This is a genomic window from Haloferax marinum (assembly GCF_009674625.1).
Classification (GTDB): domain Archaea; phylum Halobacteriota; class Halobacteria; order Halobacteriales; family Haloferacaceae; genus Haloferax; species Haloferax marinum.
Genome location: NZ_WKJQ01000001.1, coordinates 2653783 through 2678291, shown reverse-complemented (window position 1 = coordinate 2678291; position 24509 = coordinate 2653783). Strand labels below are relative to the sequence as shown.

Sequence of the window (24509 nt, the reverse complement as noted above, 5' to 3'; positions counted from 1 at the left end):
TTCGCTTTCGTCGGTCAGACGACGTTGATACCGAAGAACGATAGCAACAGCAGGAGCGCGACGATAATCGCCGCGATAGTGACGAGACGCCACGCAACCTTCAACACGAGGCGACCGACGAGGATGACGACCCCAATCGCGACGAGTACCAGGAGAATCTGCCCGAGTGGCCCCGAGAGGAGTCCACCGAGTTGCAACGGAACGACAGCGAGGGGTGATAGTACCATGACCAGATATGTTACCGGCGAGGCGAATAAGTTTGCGGCACGATACCGAGGGTCGGTCTGGGGTGGCTCACATGCCCGAATTCGGGTGTTCTCAGCCCCCACTAAAACCCCGATTCCCATTATATACAGATTTTGATATATATGGCATTTATGTCTGTCACAGATTCCTTTATATTGCGGGGTGCGATGCGAGAGACTCCACCATGCGACAGTCTCAGCGGCCTCTGAGCCCCCCTCACATTCTACTGCATATCCCGCCACCGTCTAGTGATTTTACCGCGTATTATTTCACTTCCACTCCGCTCTGGCTACCGTTATGTGGCCTGCTCACCTCTAGGAAAACTGTGCGTTTCGGCTCCGGGCTGCGTCCCTTTCCAAAGCTGCACAAAATGTGATAGTTTCGGGGATGAAACGGCCGGGAGTCCGAAGCCTTAACCGACCACGTCCCACACACCAATATCGTCACAATGAGCGGACTTTCACGAACCCTACGACACCACGCCCGAACACGCCTCGGGCGGGAGGTACAGTAAGATGAGCGACGCAGAACTCTCGACGGACGAACTCGTCCTGCCGGTCAAACGGACCGAAGGCGAGACCCTCGCAGAGCGGATGACTGGCAACGCCTACAACAACATCCTACCTGCGCGGTATCTCCGCAAAGACGCCAACGGCGACCCAATCGAGACGCAGGACGACCTCTTCCCCCGCGTCGCGAAGAACATCGCCCTCGCCGAGGCAGTCTTCGAGGCCGAAAAGCGAGACGTCGAAATCACCGTCACGCCGGACCTTCTCAAGCCCGACCACCCGCGCCGTGACGAACTCGCCGCAGAAGTCTTCGGAAAAGGCGTCACCGCCGACGACACGGACGCCGAGGCGACGCTCTCTATCTACAACGTCAACAAGTTCGCCTACGACACGCTCGTTCCCGAACTCCCCGCGGAGATTCAGGACGTCGTCGTCGAGAAGCGAGAGACGTTCCAGGACATGATGGAACAGCTCTCCTTCATGCCGAACTCGCCGACGCTGATGAACGCTGGCGACGAACTCCAGCAGCTCAGCGCCTGTTTCGTCGACTCGCCCGGTGACGACATCACCGACATCCACCAGACGGCGAAGGAGGCCGCAGAGGTCTTCCAGTCCGGCGGTGGCATGGGCTACGCGTTCTGGAAACTCCGCCCCTACGGCGACGCCGTCGGTTCGACCGGCGGTATCGCCTCAGGCCCCATCACGTTCATGCGGACGTTCGACCAGATGTGCGAGACCATCGCACAGGGTGGTGCCCGCCGTGGCGCGCAGATGGGCGTCATGCGCGTCTCGCACCCCGACATCATCCAGTTCCTCCACGCGAAGAACAAGGACGTCTCGCTCGCCCACACGCTGCGCCTGAACGACCCTGACGACTTCACCCACACGAAGTTCGCCGACGCACTCGAAGAAGCACGCGAACTCATCGACGAAGACGGGCGCGTCCCCAAGCACCTCCGGAACGCCGTCGAAGGCCACCTCTCGAACTTCAACATCTCCGTCGGCATCACCGACGGCTTCATGGAGGCGCTCTACAACGACGAAGAGTTCGTCTTCACGAACCCGCGGACCGAAGAACCGCACGTCGCCACGCCAGAGACCAAGGAGATTTACGACATGTTCGGTCTCGGCGAGTACGTCGAAGTCGGCGAGGTTCTGTCGATTCCTGCCGCCAAAATCTGGAGCCAGATTATCGACGGTGCGTGGGAGAACGGCGAACCCGGTGTCGTCTACCTCGAGCGCGCGAACAAGGAACACTCCTTCGACGTCGAGAAACACCCTGACCACCAGATTCTCGCGACGAACCCGTGTGGCGAACAGCCACTCGAAGAGTACGAGGCGTGTAACCTCGGCCACATCAACCTCTCGACGCTCGTCGACATGGACGCACCCGACTGGCGCGTCTGGTACGACCAACACGGCGACGAGTACGACGACCGCTCGGCCGCCATCGACGCCTTCCTCGAAGACGCCATCGACTGGGACGAGTTCGACTACCGTATCGAAAACGGGACGCGCTTCCTCGAGAACGTCGTCACGATGTCGGACTTCCCGGTCGAGAAGATCGAACAGAAGGTCCGCGAACTCCGGAAGATCGGCCTCGGCATCATGGGCCTCGCGCAACTCTACATCCAACTCGGCGTCCGCTACGGCTCCGACGAGGGCAACGAGATGGCGCGCCAGCTCATGACCCACATCAACCACCAGTCCAAGTGGGCCTCGCACGAACTCGCCGAAGAACGCGGGTCGTTCGAGTCGTGGGACGACTCCAAGTACGCGAACCCGCTCGAATACCGCGAGTGGTTCGAACACCACACCGGCGAATCCGCCGACGACTGGGAAGATGGCTTCCCCATCCGCAACCACAACACGACGACGATTGCCCCGACGGGGACGACGTCGATGGTGTCGAACACCACGGGTGGCTGTGAGCCGATCTACAACGTCGCCTACTACAAGAACGTCTCCGACGACGTGCAGGGCGACGAGATGCTCGTCGAGTTCGACGACTACTTCCTCCGCGTGCTGGAGGCCAACGACATCGACGTCGAGGCCGTCAAGCGCGAGGCACAAGAACAGATGGCGAACAACGAGTTCGACGGCGTCTCCTCGCTCTCGTCGGTTCCGGACGCTATCTCCGAACTGTTCGTCGTCACGGCGGACCTGACGGGTCTCGAACACGCCGGTGTCCAGTGCGCCCTGCAAGAGGGTGTCGACTCCGCAATCTCGAAGACCTGTAACTTCCCGAACTCGGCCAGTAAGGAGGACATGGACGAGGTCTACCGCTACATCTACGACCACGGCGGCAAGGGCGTCACCGTCTATCGCGACGGCACGCGCTCGAAGCAGGTCCTCACCACGCGTGCGAAGAACACCGAGTTCTCCGACGACGAGGAGGCCGCCGAGGCCATCGTCTCGCAGATTCGCGACGTGTTCGGCGACGTCGAAGCCTTCCTCGAATCCGAGGAAGCGGCCGACCTCATCGGCGACGAACTCGAACTCGCCTTCGCAACGTCGCCCAGCGAGGTTGGCAAGAAGCGCCCCCGCCCCGACGTGCTCTACGGCGTCACCCAGCGCATCGACACGGGCTACGGGAAACTCTACGTCAACATCAACGAAGACGAGAACGGTGAACCGTTCGAACTGTTCGCCAACATCGGCAACTCCGGTGGCTTCACCGCCTCGTTCACCGAAGCACTCGCGAAGACCGTCTCCACGTCGCTGCGCTCTGGCGTCGACCCAGAGGAGATCGCGAACGAACTGAAGGGCATCCGCAGTCCGAAAGTCGCCTGGGACAAAGGCGAGCAGATCAACTCCATCCCGGACGCGATCGGCACCGCGATGCGCCGCTACCTCAACGGTGACATCGACAAGGGCTACCCACGGCAGAAGAACCTGACCGAAGTCGAAGCCGAGGCCGCAGAGTCCGAGGGAACCGACACGGACGGCGGCGTCGCCGTCGACGATGGGGCCAGTGAGAAGGCCGACGCCACGGCAGACCTGCTGGCCGCCGGTGAGAGCCCCGAGTGTCCCGAGTGTGGAGAGATGAACCTCTACTACTCCGAGGGCTGTAAGACCTGCCAGAACTGTGGCTGGTCCGAGTGCTGACCGCGACGTGAACAGCACGCCGGTCTACTGACCGGCAGTTCGACCGTTCCGCTCTTTTCGTTTCGACCGTTCGACGTCCTGTCGAGTCGAGCGGCTGGCTCAGCCGACTTCGTGTAGTTACATCGGTCCCGACTATCGGCCCTGACCAGACGGATGGCTCGACGAGTCGCTCTTCGGACGACAAACCAACGAGAACTGCGTCTCTTGTATCTCCCTGCGTCTCTCGTATCGCCGTTCGAGCGCAATGTGTCCCGACTGACTCAGTTCAGGTGAACTACAGCGTTCTACTCCACGTCATCGACGCGACGGTCGTCTTTCGTATTTCTCCGGGGTAGACCGTCCGCTCAGGAGTTGCGAAGTCGTAGCTGTCGTCTACAGGTGCAGAGCGACAATGCGCTGTCACAGGAGACTGACGGCGTCCAACCCGTCCGTGTTCAGAGCGCGGTGTCTGTCGGACGTGAGCAGTCGCTCACTGTGTGAGCGTCGAAAGAATGGAAACGGGCCGGGAGTGGTCCCGGTGGTTAGTTAGCGGTCGTTAGTCGCGACGGATCGCGAGGAGTGCCGCGGCGACGAGGGCCACGAGGGCGACAACAACGCCGAAGCCGGGCGTCTGGGATTCCGTGGTGGTCTCCTCAGTCGTGGCTTCAGTCGTGGTTTCTTCGGTGGTTGTCTCTTCGGTGGTGGTTTCCTCAGTCGTGGTTTCCTCGGTCGTCGTGGTGGTCTCTTCGGTCGTCGTCGTCTCGGTCGTCTCTTCGACCGGTTCGCCGACGTTACCGTCGATCTCCTCTTCGTCAGCGACGCCGCCGGACACGGTCACGGTGAACGTGTCGCCGACGCTCTGTTCGGAGAAGTCGAACTCAGCAGACCACGTGCCGTCGTTCTGGACGTAGGCCGTCCCCGTCTTGAGGAAGCGCGGCTGGGTGTCGCCGTCGGACTTCACACGGACGGTGAGTTCCGAACCGGGTGCAACGGTGGACGAACCCGAGATGGCTTGAGCCTCAGCGTTCGTGACGTTGGCCGGGTCAGCGTCGAAGTCGTGCGTCGCCTCGACGTTCGAGTACTCGGCCGTCATGGACGAGTTGTCTTCGACGAGTGCGGTTGCGGAGTCGACGTCGTCCTCACCGACCATCTTGAACTCGATCTGGTATGCGTCGTCGTCCTCAGGCGCGGCTTCGGAGTCGGCACCGTCGCCGAGGTCGTAGACGCCAGTATCGTCGGCCTCACGCTGTGCGTCGATGTCTTCGGAGTTGAAGACGACGAAGTAGGTGTCGTTGTCTCCGTCCGCGATGACGTCAGCGTCCGTCACGTTGAGCGTCTTGGGGTCGCGGTTCGGACCGGGGTTGGTCTGGTTGATGACGAGCTGGTAGGAGTCGCCGTAGCTGCTGCCGAAGAAGTTCGGCGTCTCGTCACCCTGTGCGCCGGTCGAGCCTTCGAGGCCCGACGCGACGATCTGGACGACGACCTTGTCGCCGAAGGCGATCTGGTCGTCCTGGGTGATGTTACCGTCCTCGAGTGCCTCGGTGACGTCGTCGAGGTCACCGAAGCTCTCACTGTTAGGTGCGGTCCAGGTTGCAACCGTCTGGACGCCGCCCTCTTCGAGGACGAGCGTGCCGACGTTGTCGGCGTTGTCATCGGTTGCAGTGTCACCAGTGCGGACTTCGAGGTCGTAGTCGCCGGCGTCGATGAGATCGCTCGTCGGCGTCGTGACCTCGGTCTGACCGTCAGAGCCGGTCAGGATGTCGTCGTCGCTATCGTCGACGTCGAAGACCGCAGTTCCGACGTTGGTGTCGGTGGTCGATTTCGAACTGTCCCAGAGCAGGATGACCTCGCCGTCGTCGTTACCGTCTTCGACGGTGACGTTAGCGGCGTAACCCTGGTCTTCCGAACCGATCGTGACAGTTGCCACGTCGGTGTTCGAGAGAGTGATCGGGATCGCGACGACGTCACCACGCTGGTCGGTGACGACGTTCTGTGCGAAGTCTGCGTCGCCTTCAGCGGCCTCCGAGATGGTGACCGTGTCGGATTCGACGCTGACACCGGAGCCTTTGTCGACAGCTTCGACCGTGTAGTCGCCGGTGTCGATGTCTTCAGCAGAGATGTCGATTTCGAAGTCGTACTCACCCTGACCGTCGAGGGTGACGTCGTTGATTTCGAACTCTTCGTCTCCGTCATCGTCGAGGAGGTTCACGTCGATGGGGCGGCCGCCCGCGTTCGCGGAGACCGTCCCTTCGAGGGTATCCTCGTCGGTGATGGTGAGGTCGTCGACGGTGACATCGAGGCCGAGGTCACGGACCTGGATCTTGCCGTCAGAGCCGCCAGCGATCGAGACGTTGTAGCGCTCGAGTTCGCGGTTCGAGGTGTCGAACGTGTAGACAGAGGAGGTGTCTCCCGTGTTACCGGCACGGAAGAATGCCTCGTTGTCGTCCTGGTCGTCGTCAGACTCGATTTCGATAGCGGTGTCTGGGCTATTGTCGGTCAGTGCGACGACTTCACCACGGTAGGCGTTGACCGTCTCGGTGTTTCCGTCCACGATCGTGACCGTCGCGACGGTGATGGTCGCGTTGAAGTCGCTGTCGAGGCCTTCGTCGACCTGGTTACCGCCGTTGTCGGTGACGCCTTCGAGGTTGACTTCGAGGTCACCCGTGAAGAGGTCGTTCGTCGGGATGACAACCTGACCAGACGGGGTCTGGGTAATCGTTCCGCTCGAATCGACAACATCCTCGGTCACATCTTCTTCGTCACGGTAGACGGTGATGTTCTCGTAGTCGGTGCTGTCGATTGCTTCGTCGAAGGACAGTTCGAGCACTGGGCTGTTGCCGTCTGCGGTCGTCGAGTAGTGGACAGCAGAGATGAGCTCAGGTGCGCCTTCGACGTCCTCGGCTTCCTGCGGTGCGGTAGCGAGGGTGAGCGTCTTGTTGGTTTCAGCCGTCGTGGTGCCGATCGTAGGTCCGCCTTCGACAGCGGCGGCAGCGAACTCGTATTCGCCGTCAGTGAGGCCGTCGGCGTCGAACGTGACCGAGACGGTCTGCTGGTCGCCAACATCGCCGGTGAAGGAAGTTGTTACGTTCCGTTCGCCGTCTTCAAGAAGACCGTCTTCGTCGGTATCGAGCCAGACGGTGACAGCGTCTTCCTGGCCACTATCCCCGACAGATTCGGGAGTGACGTTCACTTCGATTGTTTCCGTGCTTGTGTCGCCAATTTCATCCGTGAGGATTTCGTCGGCGGCAGCGGCAGCACTGCCCGAGAACGCGATGGACCCGGCGAAAACCGAGAAGACCATCAGCGCCGCGAGCAGTACAGCGCGAATTTGTTTATTACGTGTCATTGTTGTTTTGATGGGTGTTGCAGTCGGGGACATCGTTTTCGTCGACCCTCGGGCATAACCAAGCCGGGCGGGAACCCGGGCCGAGGCGGGGTACTCACAGATGCCTCCATGGGCAGGGGTACAGTTTGTCAACTTGACCTATCGCGGTAAATACTTTGTGTGATTGACCCGTTCTGAGCCTCCCATAATCGGGCGACAGGGGGCCCCTCTAAGCAATGTAGCCCAGAAAGCATTTAAGCCTTCAATACATCAACAGTAACGCGTGTGCACGCACCTTGGGTAGGAACGGTGTCCTCGGTTCTCCGGGGACGAACCGTTCTCGATGAACACTAACTCCTGAGCGACTGCCTTCTGCTGACGTCCCCGATTCTCGGCAGCCGAATTGTGTGACTCGAATTTTTTACATTACTTTCACGTGTGCGCGAGCGGCCCCCGAGCGTACGGACCAGCTCGACCCACCAATTCCCACGTCGCACACCGCGCTCGCCCCGCCTCGACCGACGAATATCAGCAAAAATACACTGTATATGTCAAATTGATTGATTGACTGTGAAAGAAGCTAGGACATTCAGTATTTAAACATCTTATAAATAGTATATTAAACGATGATTGTAGGGTGGTAATCGACCATTAATTTGGCACCTACCTTTAAGTAACCCGAGAGTAACCAACGATTACACACACCGCGACGGAAATCCGGGCACGGAGCGTGGGCGACACCCACACTCCCGTGCGTTCAGCGCACCCAGGTCGTCCGGGAACAACACCACCGTCCGGGTGTTGGACATACCATGCAACTCAAACATCTCTTCACAGAAGACCGCGCAGTCAGCCCAGTCATCGGGGTCATCCTGATGGTTGCGATTACCGTCATTTTGGCGGCCGTCATCGGGACCTTCGTCCTCGGACTCGGTGACCAAGTGAGCGAAACGGCACCGCAGGCGAGTTTTAGTTTCGACTACAACAGCACGAGCGATAATTTGGTCATCACGCACGAGAGTGGCGAATCCATCGAGAACTCCAGTGTTAGCGTCATCAACCCAGCCGGCGCATCGAACAACTGGGTAGAAGCAGATGGTAAAATCAGTGCAGGTGACAGTACGACCCTCACTATTTCGCCCAGTGACGGCGACAGCGTCCGCATCGTCTGGACATCCGAAAGTGGCAGCACCTCGTCTACGCTCCAGAAGTGGACCTACAACGCATAGATGAACTTCAAAGACCTCCTCGCTGACGACGACGCAGTGTCGCCGGTTATCGGCGTTATCCTGATGGTCGCGATTACCGTCATCCTCGCTGCCGTCATCGGGACGTTCGTCCTTGGTCTCGGTGACCAAGTAGGTGACACTGCTCCGCAGGCAAGCTTTAGTTTCGACTTCACCGATGTCGACGATACTAGCGACAACCTCACTGTGACGCACGACAGTGGGACTGCAATTGGTGCTGACCGCATCAACCTGACTGCGACCGGGCAGTTCAACCACTACAACAGTACTGATGAACTTTCGCTTGCTGGTACCACCGACTCCAGAAGCTTCGCCGACATGGGCGTCGGCGGAGACGTCTCTGCAGGAACATCCATCAAAGTTGGTGGCAGCAACTTCAACGACGCAACGTTCCGCATCGTCTGGACCTCTGACAGTGGTTCCAACTCGGCCACGCTCCAGAAGTGGTCTGGACCTGACGCCTAAGCAGTAACCAACTTTCCGTCCTCCGTTTTCTTCAGCGTCTGACGCCCCGACAGCTTTAGGTTCAAATGTCGTTACTGTTCAACAGAACACACAGTCAGAAATTATGAAATTCACTGACCTACTCACAGACGACGACGCGGTATCGCCGGTCATCGGAGTCATCCTGATGGTCGCAATTACGGTCATTCTCGCGGCCGTCATCGGGACATTCGTCCTCGGGCTCGGCGACCAAGTCGGGAACACTGCACCGCAGGCGAGTTTCAGCTTCGACTACAACGATAGTTCAGCAGACTACCTGAACATCACCCACGAGAGTGGTGACGCGATAAACTCTGACCGGCTAGAGGTGACCACCGGTGTGAATATTAGTTCGACAGATGTTGCTCTAGGTTCCGAGTCGAGTTACACGTGGACAGATTTAGGCGGATCGACTGTGGATGTCAAGGCTGGATCACAAATCACAATTTTCGGTGACACTGAAACCCTCGACGACCAAACTGTCCGCATCGTCTGGACTGACGAATCTGGTTCCACCTCGGCGACGCTCCAGAAGTGGTCTGGACCGAACGCCTAAGCAGTAACGTTCTTTTCATCGTTTTCTTCAACGTCTGACGCCCCGACAGCTTTAGGTTCAAATATCGATAATGTTCAACAGAACACACTGTCAGAAATTATGAAATTCACTGACCTATTCACAGACGACGACGCAGTATCACCGGTCATCGGGGTCATCCTGATGGTCGCGATTACGGTCATCCTCGCGGCAGTCATCGGGACGTTCGTCCTCGGACTCGGCGAAAACACGGCGACCGCACCGCAGGCGAGTTTCAGCTTCGACTACAATTCGAGTCTCGACGGCAACCTCACGATTACGCACGAAAGCGGCGATGCGATTAGCTCCAGTCAACTAGATGTGGTCGCAGGAATCGACCTGAACAACAAGTCAGACATGGTCGACCCAACTAACGTCGGTAAGAGTGTCTCTTGGGAGATACTCCAAGGGAACAGCAACGATGTCAAAGCAGGAACCTCTGTGACAATCCGACCAAACACTACGGGAAGCAGCCTCAACAACCAAACCGTCCGCCTCGTCTGGACCGACGAATCCGGGTCCACCTCGGCGACGCTCCAGAAGTGGTCCGGACCGGACGCCTAAAATCCGCTACAATCCGCTTTTTTCGACGCCGATTCCTCGCAGAGCGTGGGCCTTAGACCGGGCGGCCGCTTTCAGACGTGCCGACCAGCCAGGTGCCGACGACGACTGCCGCCGCGCCGACGACGAGCACGTACGACATGAACTGGTCAGCGTTCGGAAGCGTGGCCGGAAGCATCGCGAGCGTCCCGACGACCATCAGGACGATACCGATGACTGCGTTGCGCGAACTGAGGAGTCCCATATGGTATCTTCTCCGGAAGCAGTTGATATGGAACTTGCGCTTTCGGCCGCTAGTGAGACTCGTATTTCTTCTCGCCCGCGGGGACGACGACGGGGAGCCAGTTTTCTTCCGGCGGAAGCGGACAGTCGAACGTCTCGGTAAAGGCGCAAAACGGGTTGTAGGCGATGTTGAAGTCCACGACGATGTCGTCGAGTTCGTCGAGCGGGACGTCCGGCGTGAGTTCCATGTACCGGCCACCGTCGTACGTCTGCTGCCCGGTGGTCTTGTCGCGGAACGGGACGAAGAGCGTGGGCGTGTCTTCGTGTTCCTGTTGGTACGCACCGAGTTCGAGGTCGGTGCCACGCAGTTCGAAGTGGAAGGTCGCGACGCGAAGATACCGAACTTCGCGGCCGGCCGAGGTGTCCATCACGACGGGTTCGGGGTCGGCGTGGGTCTCGACGGTCGCAGAGACGCGGTACTCCGGGTCCGGGTCGAAGTAGTCCAGGCCGTCGAACGCGTCGCGCTCTGCCGGTGGAATCGGCGACTGCGGGTGGGTGTCGAAGAAGTCGTCTTTCTCACGCCGCTTCGCTCGGAGTTCGTCGACGTACGCCTCGGAGTCGAACGAGTCGTCGGTCATAGTCGGTAGTTCCCGCCCGCGACACCTACACCTGACGGTTTGGACGCTCTACACCGAGAGGTGACGTTTGGCGGCCGAGAGACGCTCGAACTGGTCGGCAGAGAGGTCGATGTTGGCGGCGACGACGTTCTCTTGGAGTTGGTCAACGGTCCGCGCACCGATGACCGGTGCCGTCACCTGTGGGTGGTGCATGAGCCACGCGAGACTCACCTGTGCGGGCGACGCACCGACCGCTGCAGCGACTGACTCGACGGCGTCGAGCGCGTCGAAGTTCTCCGAGGTGAGATACGAATCCGCGAACCGCTGGTCGTTCGCGGCGCGGGAGTCCGGCGGCGGGGTCTCGTCGCGAGCGTACTTGCCGGTGAGAAAGCCACCCGCGAGCGGTGACCACGGGATGACGCCGATGTCGTAGTCCGCACACATCTCGAGATAGTTGCCCTCGACTTCTCGGTTGACGACGTTGTACCGCGGTTGTGCGATTCGGAAGGGTTCGTACCCCCGGCGGTCGGCTAACTCGTTCGCCTTGACGACCTTCCAGGCGTTCGGGTCGAGCGTGGAGGTTCCGAGGTAGTTCACCTTCCCGTCGCGGACGAACTGGTCGAGCGTGCGCATGAACTCCTCGACGGGGGTGTCGTCGTCCCAGCGGTGGATGTACAGCAGGTCCACGTAGTCGGTCCGGAGTCGGTCGAGGATGCGGTCGATCTGTCGGCGGAGATGTTTGCGGTTGAGGCCGCGGCCGTTGGCGTCGTCGCGAGTTGGCCAGAATATCTTCGACGCGACGACGAAGTCCTCTCGGTCGCGACTCGAAAGCCACTCGCCGATGTACGTCTCGCTCGCACCGTCTCCGTACATGTCTGCAGTGTCGATGAAGTTCCCACCTGCAGCGGCGTAGGCGTCGAGAAGTGAGTGTGCCTGTGCGGCACCGACTTCGACGTCGCCGGTGTCGTTCTGTCGGCCAAATCGCCACGTACCGAACGCGAGTTCCGAAACCTTCGTTCCGGTTCGTCCCAACGGGACCATCTCGAGCGACATACCCGAATCGACGACTGGCCGAGAATAAAGAACCCCGATTTCCGTTCACAGCGGAATATCGTGGATTAACAGAACACTATCGCAGTCGGGATATCCGTAAAAAGTCGGAGTGGAGGAGGGGCGACCCGGTGATTACGAACGGGCGTAGTTGTGACCGATAACGAGTGCGAGAGCGTTGAGGGCGACGAGCGCCACGAAGACCGTAAGTTCGCTCGCCTGCAGGCCACCGAACAAGAGTGGCACGTACAGGAAGGGGAGGGCGACTGCGGCCCAAAACCCGACGAAGCGGAGGGGTGCTGCGACGAGTCTCACACCGGTCGGTAGTTGCTGTTCGTCTGCGACCATCTCCCGGAGTCTGGAGATGCGTTCGCGGGGGAGGTTGGTTGATGAATTCGACATAGCGGGGAACCTGCATCTTCTATAACGACACGAGGGGTCATAATTACGTGCGAGGATTCACTTCGTTTCACCCTCATTTATCGGAGATATTCTGGTAAATATGAAATTTCATGCGCGCCTGAGAAGTCATTTAACCGTTTATAGACGCTTCTAACGTTTTTCTTCTGAATTACCATCTGTAATATTGAACTGTAACGGTCAGTTGAATATGCCGACCGAACGTGACGTTATGCGCACACAAATCGACACACACGACCCCCATCAAGTTGCTAGTTAGGAATAACGAAATATGACCCCCTGTGAGACAGTCTGCCATCCTAACGGAGGGAAAAGGTGGGTTGTGCCTGCAAGACCCGGTGTCGGAGCCGACGGCGTTCCCGTATCGATTTACTTCAGGGGAACGACTGGCGAACCATGTCGGATCTCAACCGAGTCGCCAAGCGTATGTACAACATCCACCCGAAGGCGATGCGTCTCGTCGTCGGCGACGACATCGAAGACACGTTTTCGCTAAAGAGCGCAGAGTTCTTCCAGACGGAGTTTCAGGCAGAAGGGACACGAACCGGCGACGACGCACTGTATCGATTCGCGACGACTGACGACAACGAGTCGGTCATCGTCGGTCGTCGAGCACCGGGTGAAGACGGCTGGTCGATGGTTGGTGAGGTCACAGCAGTCGAACGAATCGACGAGTAACTGAAGATAGAATCGAAGGTCGAACCGAACGCAGAACCGAACGCAGAACCGACGATAGAACTGAAAACAGACGCTCAGTCTCCGCCTCGGCCTCGGTCACTACCTCAGTCTGAGTCGCTCGGTGAGGACGCACTGCCGAACCGGTGGCGGAGTTCACGCCGAATCGCCCCGCGTTTCAGGAGGACGAAGCCGAGGAAGATGAGGCCGAATCCGCTCGCAGTAGCGACGTTCGGCACTTCGCTCAAGAACGCCCACCCAGCGAGTGCGGCGAATATCGGTGCCACGTAGGAGACGAGATTGATTTCGATGGGACCCAACTGTTCGAGCAAGTCGAAGTAGATGAGGAAGCCGATTGCACTCGCGGCGATGGACAGATAGCCGAGTGCGAGAAGCGACTCCGTGTTCACGACGACCTCGGTGAACGACTCTCCGAGTCCCACCGAGACGATGTGCATCAACAGCGCTCCGCCGAGCATCGACCACGCTTCCATCGTCTCTATCGGCATCTCTGATTCGAGGCGGCGGGTGAGGACCGACCCGAGAGCGAACGACGCCGCTGCACCGAGGATGAGAAGCTTTGCGACGGTGCCACCGGCGAGTAGATTCTGCGGGTCGAGTTCCGAGAGGACGGCCACGCCGACGAGTCCGAGGAGGAGTCCGACGATACCGAGTTTGGTCAGTCGCTCGCTCGGGAGGAGCACGCGTGCGAACCCAGACGTGAGAACCGGACTGAGACTCACGATGACGGCCGCAGCGGCACTCGTGACGGCCGGGTCCGTCTCACCGATGAACAACAGCGCGTGGTAGGCCGCGATGAGGAAGATTGCGCCGATAGCGATTTCGGTCCACTCTGTTCGACCACGGGGGAGTGGCGAGTCTGTCACGTAGAGTGCGTAGACGAGCATTATCACCCCGGCGATGTCGTAACGGAGGGCGGCGAAGAGCACCGGTGGGAAGAACTCCAATCCGGCTTTGATAGCCATAAACGCCGACCCCCAGACAGCGGCGAGGACGACGAACAGCACGAGGTTGCGATACCGTGTCACAGCGGTGATGTGCTCGGTGGGGGCCTGAACGTTTCGATGTGTGGCGGTTTCGCCGGAACAGACGTGTGACTCACCGAACGGAGAGCAGTGGAGAAAAACGACCGACTGAAGTTCGCTCAGTCGTCCGCTTCGAGCGGTTCGCTCGCGTTCGTCTCGATGACGGTCACCTCGTCTGAACCCTCGTAGAGGTGGCACGCAGCAGGGTGCGTAGCGTCGCCAACGCCTGGGCGTCGCGTCTCACACGGACTCTCGAATCGGTTTCGGAGCGTCTCTTCGGCCCGTGCGTCGTCGCCCTCTGCGAGATATCCGAGCGCAGTGTCGACCACGCCGGCGACTTCACCGCGAAGTTCGGCGTCGACGTGGCGGGACCGTGCTTCGTCGATGAACGCTTCTTCGTCGACGCGTTCGGGGTCGGCGGCGTCCCAGATGTGGTCTGGGTTGACGTCGCCGACGACGAGTGCGTCACGGAGGTCCATCACGGCGCGGTACGTCTCCTGGTCGATGTCGAGGTCGGACGGGGGGATGACCTGCGGACAACGGGTTCGGAAGCGACATCCGGACGGTGGGTTCCGCGGCGACGGAACGTCGCCGGAGAGTGCGTCCACGCGGCGGCCGTGTTCGGACGTCGATGGTCGTGGGACGCTCTCCAAGAGTGCCTTCGTGTAGGGGTGTTTCGGCGACTCGAACAGTTCGTCGGTCGGCCCGAACTCGACGATGTTGCCGAGATACATCACCGCGACGCGGTCACAGATGTGGCGGACGACCGAGAGGTCGTGAGCGATAAAGAGGTAGGTGAGACCGAACTCCTCTTGCAGGTCGCCGAGTAGGTTCAGCACCTGTGCTTGGACACTCACGTCGAGCGCGGACACCGGTTCGTCGAGCACGATGAAGTCGGGTTCGAGCGCGAGTGCACGGGCGATGCCGATACGCTGGCGCTGCCCACCGGAGAACTCGTGTGGGTACCGGTCGAGTTGCGTGGCCGAGAGGCCGACGCGCTTCAGTAACTCGCCCGCTTTGGTGCGCCGCCACTCACGCTTCGACTGGTCGCCAGGGTCCTCGGGGATGTCGTGTATCTTCAGCGGTTCGACGATGATGTCTCCGATAGTCATCCGCGGGTCGAGACTCGAGAACGGGTCCTGGAAGACGATTTGGACGTCCTTGCGGAACGCCTTGAGTTCCTCTGAGTCCATCTCGAAGACGTCTTGCCCGTCGAAACGGACCGACCCTCCGGTCGCCTCTCGGAGGCGAAGCAGCGTCTCACCGGTCGTCGACTTCCCACAGCCGGACTCGCCGACGAGTCCCAGGGTCTCACCGGGTTCGATTTCGAACGAGATTCCGTCTACTGCTTTGACGCTCTGCCGCTCGCGGCCGAGCAGCGTGTCGATGAACGTGTCCCGTTCGAAGTAGTACTTCTGGAGGTCACGGACTTCGAGGAGTGGCTCAGTCATCGGCCAACACCTCCAGAACTCCGTTCCGGTGAGCACGCCGACGATTCACGTCGTTCAATCATCGGCCAACACCTCCGAGTCGATAGCCTCCGTCGGGTCGTACTCGCGCTCTGCGAGTACACAGCGGACACTGTGTCGGCCGTCGAGTTCGTACTCCGGAATGCGAGTCAGACAGTCGTTCATAGCTTTGGGACACCGGTCTGCGAAGTAACACGCGTCTGGCATCTCCGAGTCGATGAGACTCGGGACGTTCCCCGAGATGGGTTCGAGGCGTGTCGAAGGGTCGTCCACGTCCGGAATCGACCCGAGCAACCCTTGGGTGTACGGGTGAACGGGTGCGTCGAATATCTCCCCGAGCGGGCCTCGTTCGACGATTTCTCCCGCGTACATGACGCCGACGCGGTCACACATCCGAGCGATGACGCCCAGGTCGTGAGTAATCATCAGGATGCTCATGCCTTCGCGTTCTTGCAGGTCGCGGAGCAAGTTGAGAATCTGCGCTTGAATCGTCACGTCGAGTGCCGTCGTCGGTTCGTCCGCGACGAGGATGTCGGGTTCGCCGGCGAGCGCCTGTGCAATCATCGCTCGCTGGAGCATCCCACCAGAGAACTGGTGTGGGTACTCGTCGGCCCGGTCTTCCGGGTCTGGAATTCCGACCTGGTCGAGCAGTTCGACTGCTCGCTCCATGCTCTCTTCGGAGACGTAACTCTGCGAGGGGAGCAGTGTATCGGCGATGAGCGACCCGAGGCCGTAGCCTTGCGTCCGCGAGCGAGTGCTGCGCGGGTTCGACCGGGCACGGCGTTGGACCTCTACCGCTTCGGCGATCTGCTCGCCGACGGTGAGAGACGGGTTGAAACTGCTCATCGGGTCCTGAAACACCATGCTGAACGACGGACCGCGAAGCGACCGACGGACGCCTTCGGGGAGTTGTCGGACGTCGACGAAGTCGCCGTCGACGGCCGCTGGACGCGACCCACGGAACTCCTCTGCGAGCGCTTCGTTGCGATACCAGATTTCGCCTTCGGTCACGCGGCCGGGTGACTCGATGAGGTCGATGACCGACAACGCGGTGACCGACTTTCCGGACCCGGATTCGCCGACGATACCGAAGATTTCCCCGTCTTCGACGTCGAACGAGACGGATTCGACTGCGTTGACCTGCCCTTCTTCGGTGAAAAAGCGGGTCGTCAGGTTCCGAATCTTGAGGATGGGATTTGCCATCTCAGACACCTCCCTCCCCTTCGATACCGGGGTCGAGTGCGTCTCTGAGCCAATCGCCGACGAGGTTCAATCCGATGACCGTCACCACGATGGCGAGACCGGGCATCGTCGAAATCCACCACGCAGTGGACTGATACTGCCGGCCGAGTGCGATGTCGAAGCCCCACGACACGTCGGCCCCGGAAAAGCCGAGGAACGACAGTGCGGATTCCAGCAAGATAATCGCGGCGACCTGAATCGTCGCGAGCACGAGAATTGGCGTGATTGCGTTGGGGAGGACGTGCCGAAGCACCGTCCGACCGTCGCTCGCACCGAGTGCGCGCGCGGCTTTCACGTACTCCTCTTCGCGGATAGAGAGCGCTTCGCCGCGTGCGACACGGGCGAACCACACCCAGTTGACGAGGGCGACGACCACGATAACCGTCCCCGGAAGGACGATTGTGTCGGGCATCCCTGTCGACAACCCGATGGCGGACCGGAACGCTGGTGCGATTCCGGAGACGACGAACGGGTCGGGTATCGGTGCCTGTGCTTGCCCCCAGACGCCCACGAGGGCGATTGCGAGGACGAGCGACGGGAACGCGAGCATGATGTCCGCTCCGCGCATCAGCAAGTCGTCGACGCGCCCACGGTAGAACCCCGCCGAGAGACCGACGAGGACACCGATGAGTGCAGCGAGCGACGTGCCGAACAGACCGACGAGGATGGACGTTCTGGCACCGTAGATGATACGGGAGAGGATGTCTCGCCCGTTACCGTCGGTCCCGAGGGGGTGTGCCACCGAGGCGTTCGTGTACACCGTTTGTGTTTCGGTGACGACTTGGCCATCTTCGATGACGACACTTCCGTTGTCCATCTTCGTCACCTCCTTGGTCTCTTTCGTGCTGAATCCGAGGGGTGGTTGGCGTGCATTTTCGAGATTCTGTTGTCCCGGACTATACGGCGAGATAAACGGCGCGAAGATGGCCATCGCTACTATGAGGACGACGACGGCGATGCCAATCTTCGCGAGAAAACTTCGGTTTAGTTCCCGGCGAAGGTTTCTGATTGTTCGTTCCGATATCATCGATTAACGGCCTGGTTCAATCGTAGGCCACCTGTGGGTTGACGTAGGCGTACAGCGCGTCTACGAGGATGTTCACGAGGACGAAACCAACTGCGACGACGATGAGCGACCCCTGAAGGACCGGCCAGTCGCGTGCGTTGATGCTGTTGATGATTAACGTCCCCAGTCCCGGCCACGCGAAGACGGCCTCGGTGATGACAGCACCACCGATGAGCGTACCGAGTTGCAGGCCGATGACGGTGATAACCGGGATGAGTGTGTTTCGAAGCACGTGCTTGTAGCGGACGAGTGTCTCGGGAAGGCCCTTCGCTCGCGATGCTCTGACGTACGTTCGACCTAACTGGTCGAGCATACCGCTGCGAGTGAGACGCGTGATGAGCGCGGTGAAGTAGGTCCCCAGAGTAATCGCGGGCAGTGTGATGTGCCACAACCACGTGCCGAGTCCATCTGCTGCCGCGCCGAGGTCCCCATCGAGGACGAGCAAGAGGATGCCATCGATACCGATGGGACGCTGACTCGTCGGAAACAGGTTCAGTTGCACCGCGAGCACCAGGATGAGCATCACGCCCAGCCAGAAGTTCGGCGTACTGATGCCGACCAGCGAGAACACCGTCGCGCCGTAGTCGGCGGGTTCGTGTCGTCGCGTCGCTGAGACGACGCCCAGCGGAATCGCGATGATGACTGCGACGATAGTCGCTGCAATCGCCAGTTCGAGTGTGGCCGGGAGTTTCGTGACGACGCGAGACGCGACTGGCGTTCTCGTCACGAGTGAGAGCCCGAGGTCACCGAACGGGATGCCCGAGATGAACTCCCAGTACTGGACGTACAGGGGTTCGTTGAGCCCGAGTTCCGCGATGACCTGCGCTCTGACCTCCGGGTCGACGTCGGGCGGTAACAGCACGTTCGCCGGGTCCCCCGGTGAGATAAACCGGAGACCGAAGACGACCGTGATGACCCCCCAGATGACGAACAGCCCCTGGAGCGAGCGTTTGATGAGGAACCTCGACAGTGACATCGACTACTTCAGGCTCATGTCGTACGCATCGATACGCTCGTCGGAGCGGGCTTCCCACGCGATGGAGTCGTTGACGCCGTAGACACTGAACTGCTGGTTCAGGAAGATCCACGGACACTCTTCGTGTGCCAGCGTGTTTGCTTCCTGGAGCGTCGCGTCGCGTTCGTCTCCGGACTGGTTGCCAGCCTGTTCGAGGAGCGAGTCGAACTCTTCGTTCTGCCACGTCGTGAGCAGTCCCTCAGACGACAGCAGTGCCGTCATGACGAGACCGCCGTCGAACGTCGCTTCGCCCCAGCCAATGAGGAACCAGTGCGGGCGTTCTTCGATGGACCCGGCGAGGAGTTCGTCGACGAGCGAACCGAAGTCGCGCTGGCGGACCGACGCCGACACGTTCGGGAGTTCGTCGATGTATCCTGCGACTGCCTGCGAGATTTCGAGGTCTTTCAGGTAGCGGCCGACCGGCGTGTTGAGTTCGATTTCTGCGCCGGCGTAGCCGGACTCTTCGACGAGTTGTTCGGCCATCTCGGGGTCGTACGGGTACGGGTCGAGGTCTTCGTTGTGGCCGACGAACTCGGGAAGCGTCGGTTGACTCGTCTGCGCACCGAAGCCACCGAGAACGTTCTGGACGATGCTCTCGAGGTCGATGGCGTAGTTCATCGCCTGGCGGAACTTCACGGAGTCGAACGGTTCGACGTCGTAGCGCATCGCGTTGTAGATGATACGCGTCGATGGTGCCGCGGCGACACGGGTGTTCTCGTTGTTGTTGACACGCTGGACTTCCTGCGGCGGGACGTTGACGATGACGTCCGTCTCGCCCTGCAGGAGTTGGTTCACACGCGTACTCGCTTCGGATGCGGCGCGGAAGGTGAGCGTCTCGACCGCTGCAGGTTCCTTCCAGTAATCCTCGTAGCGCGAGAGGACGACTTCCTCGTCTTCGGTGTAGGAGTCGAGTTTGAACGGACCCGTTCCGTTCATGTTCTGGCTGATGAACGCCTTGCTGTTCCCTTCGACCCACGACTGCTGCATCACGTCGAGATAGGTCGCAAATTCGGAGAAGACGATGGGGTTGAGCGACGAGTTGTTCACCTTCACGGCGTTCTCGCCCTCGATGACCTCTGCGCTGGCGACGCCAGCGAGCTGGTCGGACTGTGGGCTCGCGAAGCTGACGTCCTCGTCGACGACGCGGTTGATACTGAACGCGACGTCTTCGGGCGTGAGTTCCTCGCCGTTGTGGAACGTGACGCCCTCACGGATGTCGAACCGAACGGCGTTTTCGCCCTCGATTCGCTCGTAGTTCGTCGCGAGTGCAGTCTGCATCGCACCGGTTGCGTCACGGGTCAGTACACCATCGTACGCGTGCAGAACGACGATGTCTGTCGGCGTCTCACGGTGGTCCTGCGGGTCGAGACCCGAAGGCATCTGGCCTTGCGTAATCGTCACGTTGAACGGTTCGGTCGATTCTTCTGGCGTCGAGGTCGTCGTCTCTTCGCCGCCAGTTTCCGTCGTCGTCTCTTCTGCTGCCGTCGTCGTCTCCTCTTCGTCACCGCCACCGGTACAACCGGCGAGTGCAGCGGAGGCCGCAGCGCCTCCAGCGAGCTTCAAGTAGGACCGACGTCCGATGTGAGAATTGCTATCAGTCATCGGAGAAAGATTGCGTCGGCCGTTCTTATATCCATTGTCTTTCCCTAGTCGTTTCCCCGATTTGGCTATATATATTCTAGTTATATAATATAGCAATATTCGCCCGCAGGGACGGGGTATGTTTATTATCGACCATCTCCGAACGATTCGTATGGCCGTGACCGGCCGTCCCACCCTCAGGGACTTGTTCGACGACTCGCCAACGCCCCACATCGCGCACCCACCGCGGACCCATCACCGTCACTTCTACGTGGCGACAGACGGGTCGTACCGACCGAACGGCGGCGGACTCGGTGCCGTAATAGAAACCCGTGACGGTGAGCGAGTCGCCCGTATCGCATTCTCCGACGCTGCTCCGAACAACAACATCTCGGAGTATCGGGCGCTCCACCTCGGATTGGACGTCCTCGCTCACCGTGCACCGCCGGGTTCCCGCGTCGGTGTCCTCGTCGACCACGACGACCTCGCCGCGAACGTGAACAACGCCGTTCTCGCCGGCAACCACCCCGACTGGAAGTCACCGAAGCGAATCGTCGTCCCACCAGGTAGCGAACACCACTGGCGCGGGATTCAGGCCCGAATCGCCGGCTTCGACGAGGTGCGCGCCGCCCGCATCGACAGCAGGGACAACCCGGCACACCCACTCGCCAACTCACCCGCGGAGTACGAACACGTCAACAGGCAGGCCGACCGCTGTGTCCTCCCCGAACCGCTCGACTTCGACACCGAGAGCGACACCGACGTGAGTTACCTCCCACCGTCTCGGTTCGAAGGCCGGGCGGGCGACTGACCCTCCTCAAAATCCGATTCCCCGACTCGTTAGTCGGAGACCGATGACGAACAGGAGCCCCATCGTGCCGACCTGCTGGTACGACACAGGTAGTCGTGGCCGGACCCACTTTCCAGCGCTCACACCGAGGAGTCCAGGCACGGCCGCGACAGCAGACAACAGCAAGACGTCGCCCCCACCGAACAGGCCGAGAGCGGACGCCATCACGACCCGGACCGTCGAGATACCGAGGAAAATCATCGCGACGACGCCGACGAACGTTTGTCGGTCTAACTCCAGCGACTGGAGGTAGGCGATGACCTGCACGCCGACGTTACTCGCGCCGAAGACGAGACCGGAGACGAGGCCGAGGGCCGCTTTCATCCCGGTTCCATCGGTGAAACAGAGTGTTCGGAGTCGTCGCTCACCGGGAATCGACACCCACGGTTGGGAAAAGGCGACGTAGACGAGGACGAACACCCCGAGTGCGAGCGTCAGTGGTTGGGTCGGAATCACCGACAACAAAAGCATGCCGACGACGGTCCCGACGAGTGCCCCGGCGACGTAGGGCCAGAACCGACGAACACACGATTGCATACTCGTCCGGTCGAGTTCACGGACGAGCGAGACGTTTCCTGCGAGAATTGGGAGAATCATCACGACGACGGCCGTCTGCGGCCCAATCGTGGCCGCGAGAAGCGCGGTGCCGACGACAGAGAATCCGAATCCGTTGACGCCAGTGACGAAACCGCCGAGCGCGACGATACCGAAGACGAGTGCCGCGGCGGCGAGTGTAACCTCCATGGAACGATTCTCGCACGTATGTTCTTGAACACATGCCCCGATTGCGCTGTCGGCGCAGGGGCGTCGCACCACCTCTTTCCGGTTCGGGTTCGCTTCGCTCACCGTCACCGCAAAAATCTGGAGGGAAAAATCCGAACCTCGCTACGCTCGGTTCGGTTCCGTGCGGTTACCGCCTTACTCTTCTTGCGCGTCCACGACTGCCGTCGCCGCGAGGTTGACGATGTCTTTCACTTCGTCGCCGCGCTGGAGGACGTGGACCGGTTTGTCCATGCCGACGAGCATCGGGCCGATGGCCTCTGCACCGCCGAGGCGCTGGAGGAGTTTGTAACCGATGTTCCCCGCTTCGAGGTTCGGGAAGATGAGCACGTTCGCCGGTTCTTCGAGTTCTGCGAAGTCGTAGGTCCCTTCGAGGATGTCCTCGACGAGTGCCGTGTCGGCCTGCATCTCGCCGTCGACGGGGAAGTCGACTTCTGGGTCGTCCTGCAGCAACTTGGCCGCGTTACGGGGCTTTGCCGTCCCTTCGTTGTTGACGCTGCCGAAGTTAGAGTACGAGAGGAGCGCCGCACGCGGTTCGATGTTGAACCGGCGGGCGAGTTTCGCGGTGTGTTTCGTAATCTCCGCGAGAATCTCCTCGTCGGGGTCGAGGTTGACCGTCGTGTCGGCACAGAAGACCACGCGGTTCTTGAACGTCATCATGTAGACACCGGCCGCGTAGTTCGCGTCCTCGGCAGTGCCGACGACCTGCAGCGGTGGCCGAAGCCCAGCGGGATAGTGGTGGGTAAGCCCCGTGAGCATCGCGTCGGCGTCGCCCGTCTCGACCATGATGCTGGCGAAGTAGTTGGAGTCGCGGCGGATGAGTTCGCTCGCCTCGGACTCCGTGATGCCCTTTCGCTGGCGGAGTTCGTACAGTCGGTCGGCGTAGTGGTCCCACTCGCCGTCACGCGGGTTGGCGATGGTGGGGTCGAAATCGAGGCCCAACTCTTCGGCCTTCCGGAGGATGCGTTTGGTGTTGCCGATGAGGATGGGCTGGGCGATGCCTTCTTCTTGCATCTGGTAGGCCGCCCGAATCATCTTCTCGTTGGTTCCCTCGGCGAGTGCGACCCGCTTCGGATTGGACTTCGCCTTGTTGAGGACGACGCGCATCATCTCGCGAGATTTCCCGAGGCGTGCCTCGAGGCGCTCGCGGTACTCGTTCATGTCGAGACGCTTGCGGGCCGCACCAGAGGTCTGTGCCGCCTGTGCGACCGCCGGCGCGACTTCGAACAGCACGCGGGGGTCGAGCGGCTTGGGGATGAGGTAGTCGGGACCGAACTGCAGCGGGTGGTCGCCGTAGGCTTTGACGACGGCGTCGGGCACGTCCTGTCGGGCGAGTTCTGCGAGTGCCTCGGCGGCCGCGCGCTTCATCGCCTCGTTGATTTCGGTCGCCCGCACGTCGAGTGCGCCGCGGAAGATGAACGGGAATCCGAGGACGTTGTTCACCTGGTTCGGGTAGTCGGAGCGCCCCGTGGCCATGATGACCGTGTCGTCACGGGCGCTCTTGGCGTCCTCGTAGGTGATTTCGGGGTCCGGGTTCGCCATCGCGAAGATGATGGGGTCTTCGGCCATCGACTGGACCATCTCTTGGGAGACGATACCGCCGATAGACAGGCCGGCGAAGACGTCCGCACCCGCCATGGCGTCGGCGAGGTCGCCCTCTTCGACTGGCTGGGCGAACTCGGCTTTGTACTTGTTGACGTCGCCTGCTTCGACGCGCGACTCGGTGATGATGCCAGAGGAGTCGCACATCGTGATGTTCTCTTTCTTCGCGCCGAGCGAGACGTAGAACCGTGCCGTGGCGAGTGCGGACGCACCCGCACCGGAGAAGACGATGTCGAGTTCGTCGAGTTCCTTGTCGAGGATGTCTGCCGCGTTGAGGAGGGCCGCACCGGAGATGATGGCCGTCCCGTGCTGGTCGTCGTGGAAGACGGGGATGTCCATCTGCTCGCGGAGTTGTTGTTCGATCTCGAAACACTCCGGAGCCTTGATGTCCTCCAGATTGATGCCACCGAACGTCGGTTCCATCGCCTTCGTCGCGGCGACGAAGTCGTCGACGTCGGTGATGTCGAGTTCGATGTCGAACACGTCGATGTCGGCGAAGCGCTTGAACAAGACGCCCTTCCCCTCCATGACGGGTTTCGACGCCGATGCGCCGATGTCTCCGAGTCCGAGGACGGCCGTCCCGTTCGAGACGACACCCACGAGGTTCCCCTTCGAGGTGTACTCGTAGGCCGCGTCCTCGTCGTCGGCGATGTCACGGCACGGTGCCGCCACGCCCGGTGAGTACGCGAGACTCAGGTCCCGTTGTGTGTTCGTCGGCTTTGTCGTCGCAATCTCGATTTTACCAGGCGGGTCACGCCGGTGATATTCCCGTGAATCGTCGTCCAGTCCCATGATTTAGACCTGCACGCGCTGGAGGCAAAAAACTATCCAACGCCGTCGAA

At 60.5% G+C, this 24509-nt stretch carries 21 protein-coding genes; 7 read left to right on the top strand and 14 right to left on the bottom strand.

The window, feature by feature from the left end:
• Nucleotides 1–14: 14 nt before the first annotated feature.
• Nucleotides 15–227, bottom strand: a complete 213-nt coding sequence (locus tag GJR99_RS13440) for a hypothetical protein (RefSeq protein WP_151112993.1) — start codon at nt 225–227, stop codon at nt 15–17.
• Between the two features lie 534 nt (nt 228–761).
• On the opposite strand from GJR99_RS13440, the gene GJR99_RS13435 reads away from it, so the two are divergent.
• Complete coding sequence (locus GJR99_RS13435) at nt 762–3863, top strand: adenosylcobalamin-dependent ribonucleoside-diphosphate reductase (RefSeq protein ID WP_151112991.1); 3102 nt, start codon at nt 762–764, stop codon at nt 3861–3863.
• Between the two features lie 535 nt (nt 3864–4398).
• On the opposite strand, the gene GJR99_RS13430 is transcribed toward GJR99_RS13435, so the two are convergent.
• Complete coding sequence (locus tag GJR99_RS13430) at nt 4399–7188, bottom strand: DUF7827 domain-containing protein (RefSeq protein ID WP_151112989.1); 2790 nt, start codon at nt 7186–7188, stop codon at nt 4399–4401.
• A gap of 791 nt (nt 7189–7979) precedes the next feature.
• On the opposite strand from GJR99_RS13430, the gene GJR99_RS13425 reads away from it, so the two are divergent.
• The 4 genes from GJR99_RS13425 (at nt 7980) to GJR99_RS13410 (ending at nt 10035) form a co-directional block, all read left to right on the top strand.
• Entirely contained in the window at nt 7980–8396 is a 417-nt protein-coding gene (locus GJR99_RS13425) for a type IV pilin (RefSeq protein ID WP_151112987.1), read from the top strand.
• Nucleotides 8397–8879, top strand: a complete 483-nt coding sequence (locus GJR99_RS13420; protein WP_151112985.1) for a type IV pilin — start codon at nt 8397–8399, stop codon at nt 8877–8879. It abuts the gene before it with no gap.
• A gap of 103 nt (nt 8880–8982) precedes the next feature.
• Nucleotides 8983–9453 (top strand): type IV pilin, encoded by a 471-nt coding sequence (locus tag GJR99_RS13415; RefSeq protein ID WP_151112983.1) that lies wholly within the window; start codon nt 8983–8985, stop codon nt 9451–9453.
• A 99-nt stretch (nt 9454–9552) separates the two neighbouring features.
• Nucleotides 9553–10035 (top strand): type IV pilin, encoded by a 483-nt coding sequence (locus GJR99_RS13410; RefSeq protein WP_151112981.1) that lies wholly within the window; start codon nt 9553–9555, stop codon nt 10033–10035.
• A 52-nt stretch (nt 10036–10087) separates the two neighbouring features.
• On the opposite strand, the gene GJR99_RS13405 is transcribed toward GJR99_RS13410, so the two are convergent.
• From GJR99_RS13405 to GJR99_RS13390, 4 genes are all read right to left on the bottom strand, one after another.
• Nucleotides 10088–10276, bottom strand: coding sequence for a hypothetical protein (locus GJR99_RS13405; protein ID WP_151112978.1), 189 nt, complete (start codon nt 10274–10276; stop codon nt 10088–10090).
• Nucleotides 10277–10325: 49 nt separating this feature from the next.
• Nucleotides 10326–10892, bottom strand: a complete 567-nt coding sequence (locus tag GJR99_RS13400) for a DUF1684 domain-containing protein (protein ID WP_151112976.1) — start codon at nt 10890–10892, stop codon at nt 10326–10328.
• A gap of 48 nt (nt 10893–10940) precedes the next feature.
• Nucleotides 10941–11924 carry an aldo/keto reductase gene (locus tag GJR99_RS13395; protein WP_151112974.1) on the bottom strand — a complete coding sequence of 328 codons (984 nt, stop codon included), beginning with the start codon at nt 11922–11924 and terminating at the stop codon, nt 10941–10943.
• A gap of 132 nt (nt 11925–12056) precedes the next feature.
• Nucleotides 12057–12323, bottom strand: a complete 267-nt coding sequence (locus GJR99_RS13390) for a hypothetical protein (protein ID WP_151112972.1) — start codon at nt 12321–12323, stop codon at nt 12057–12059.
• Between the two features lie 414 nt (nt 12324–12737).
• On the opposite strand from GJR99_RS13390, the gene GJR99_RS13385 reads away from it, so the two are divergent.
• Nucleotides 12738–13019: a transcriptional regulator gene (locus tag GJR99_RS13385; protein ID WP_151112970.1), complete on the top strand. Its 282-nt coding sequence runs from the start codon at nt 12738–12740 to the stop codon at nt 13017–13019.
• A 104-nt stretch (nt 13020–13123) separates the two neighbouring features.
• Here the strand turns inward: GJR99_RS13385 and GJR99_RS13380 are convergent, their stop codons facing one another.
• The 6 genes from GJR99_RS13380 to GJR99_RS13355 all read right to left on the bottom strand — a co-directional run bounded on the left by GJR99_RS13380 (nt 13124) and on the right by GJR99_RS13355 (nt 20456).
• Nucleotides 13124–14065: a DMT family transporter gene (locus GJR99_RS13380; RefSeq protein WP_151112968.1), complete on the bottom strand. Its 942-nt coding sequence runs from the start codon at nt 14063–14065 to the stop codon at nt 13124–13126.
• Nucleotides 14066–14181: 116 nt separating this feature from the next.
• Nucleotides 14182–15513, bottom strand: coding sequence for an ABC transporter ATP-binding protein (locus tag GJR99_RS13375; RefSeq protein ID WP_151112966.1), 1332 nt, complete (start codon nt 15511–15513; stop codon nt 14182–14184).
• Between the two features lie 54 nt (nt 15514–15567).
• Nucleotides 15568–16734 carry an ABC transporter ATP-binding protein gene (locus GJR99_RS13370; protein WP_151112964.1) on the bottom strand — a complete coding sequence of 389 codons (1167 nt, stop codon included), beginning with the start codon at nt 16732–16734 and terminating at the stop codon, nt 15568–15570.
• Nucleotide 16735: 1 nt separating this feature from the next.
• The gene (locus GJR99_RS13365) at nt 16736–17800 is read right to left on the bottom strand and encodes an ABC transporter permease (protein WP_151112962.1); all 1065 of its coding nucleotides are present in this window, start codon (nt 17798–17800) and stop codon (nt 16736–16738) included.
• 16 nt (nt 17801–17816) lie between these two features.
• On the bottom strand, nt 17817–18815 hold the full coding sequence (locus GJR99_RS13360) for an ABC transporter permease (protein ID WP_151112960.1): 999 nt from the start codon (nt 18813–18815) through the stop codon (nt 17817–17819).
• 3 nt (nt 18816–18818) lie between these two features.
• Nucleotides 18819–20456 (bottom strand): ABC transporter substrate-binding protein, encoded by a 1638-nt coding sequence (locus GJR99_RS13355; protein ID WP_151112958.1) that lies wholly within the window; start codon nt 20454–20456, stop codon nt 18819–18821.
• 151 nt (nt 20457–20607) lie between these two features.
• Here GJR99_RS13355 and GJR99_RS13350 point away from each other — a divergent pair, with 151 nt between their 5' ends.
• On the top strand, nt 20608–21246 hold the full coding sequence (locus GJR99_RS13350; RefSeq protein ID WP_151112956.1) for a ribonuclease H: 639 nt from the start codon (nt 20608–20610) through the stop codon (nt 21244–21246).
• A 6-nt stretch (nt 21247–21252) separates the two neighbouring features.
• On the opposite strand, the gene GJR99_RS13345 is transcribed toward GJR99_RS13350, so the two are convergent.
• Nucleotides 21253–22029 (bottom strand): sulfite exporter TauE/SafE family protein, encoded by a 777-nt coding sequence (locus GJR99_RS13345; RefSeq protein ID WP_151112954.1) that lies wholly within the window; start codon nt 22027–22029, stop codon nt 21253–21255.
• Between the two features lie 174 nt (nt 22030–22203).
• Nucleotides 22204–24459, bottom strand: coding sequence for an NADP-dependent malic enzyme (locus GJR99_RS13340; protein ID WP_151112952.1), 2256 nt, complete (start codon nt 24457–24459; stop codon nt 22204–22206).
• Nucleotides 24460–24509: the final 50 nt, after the last annotated feature.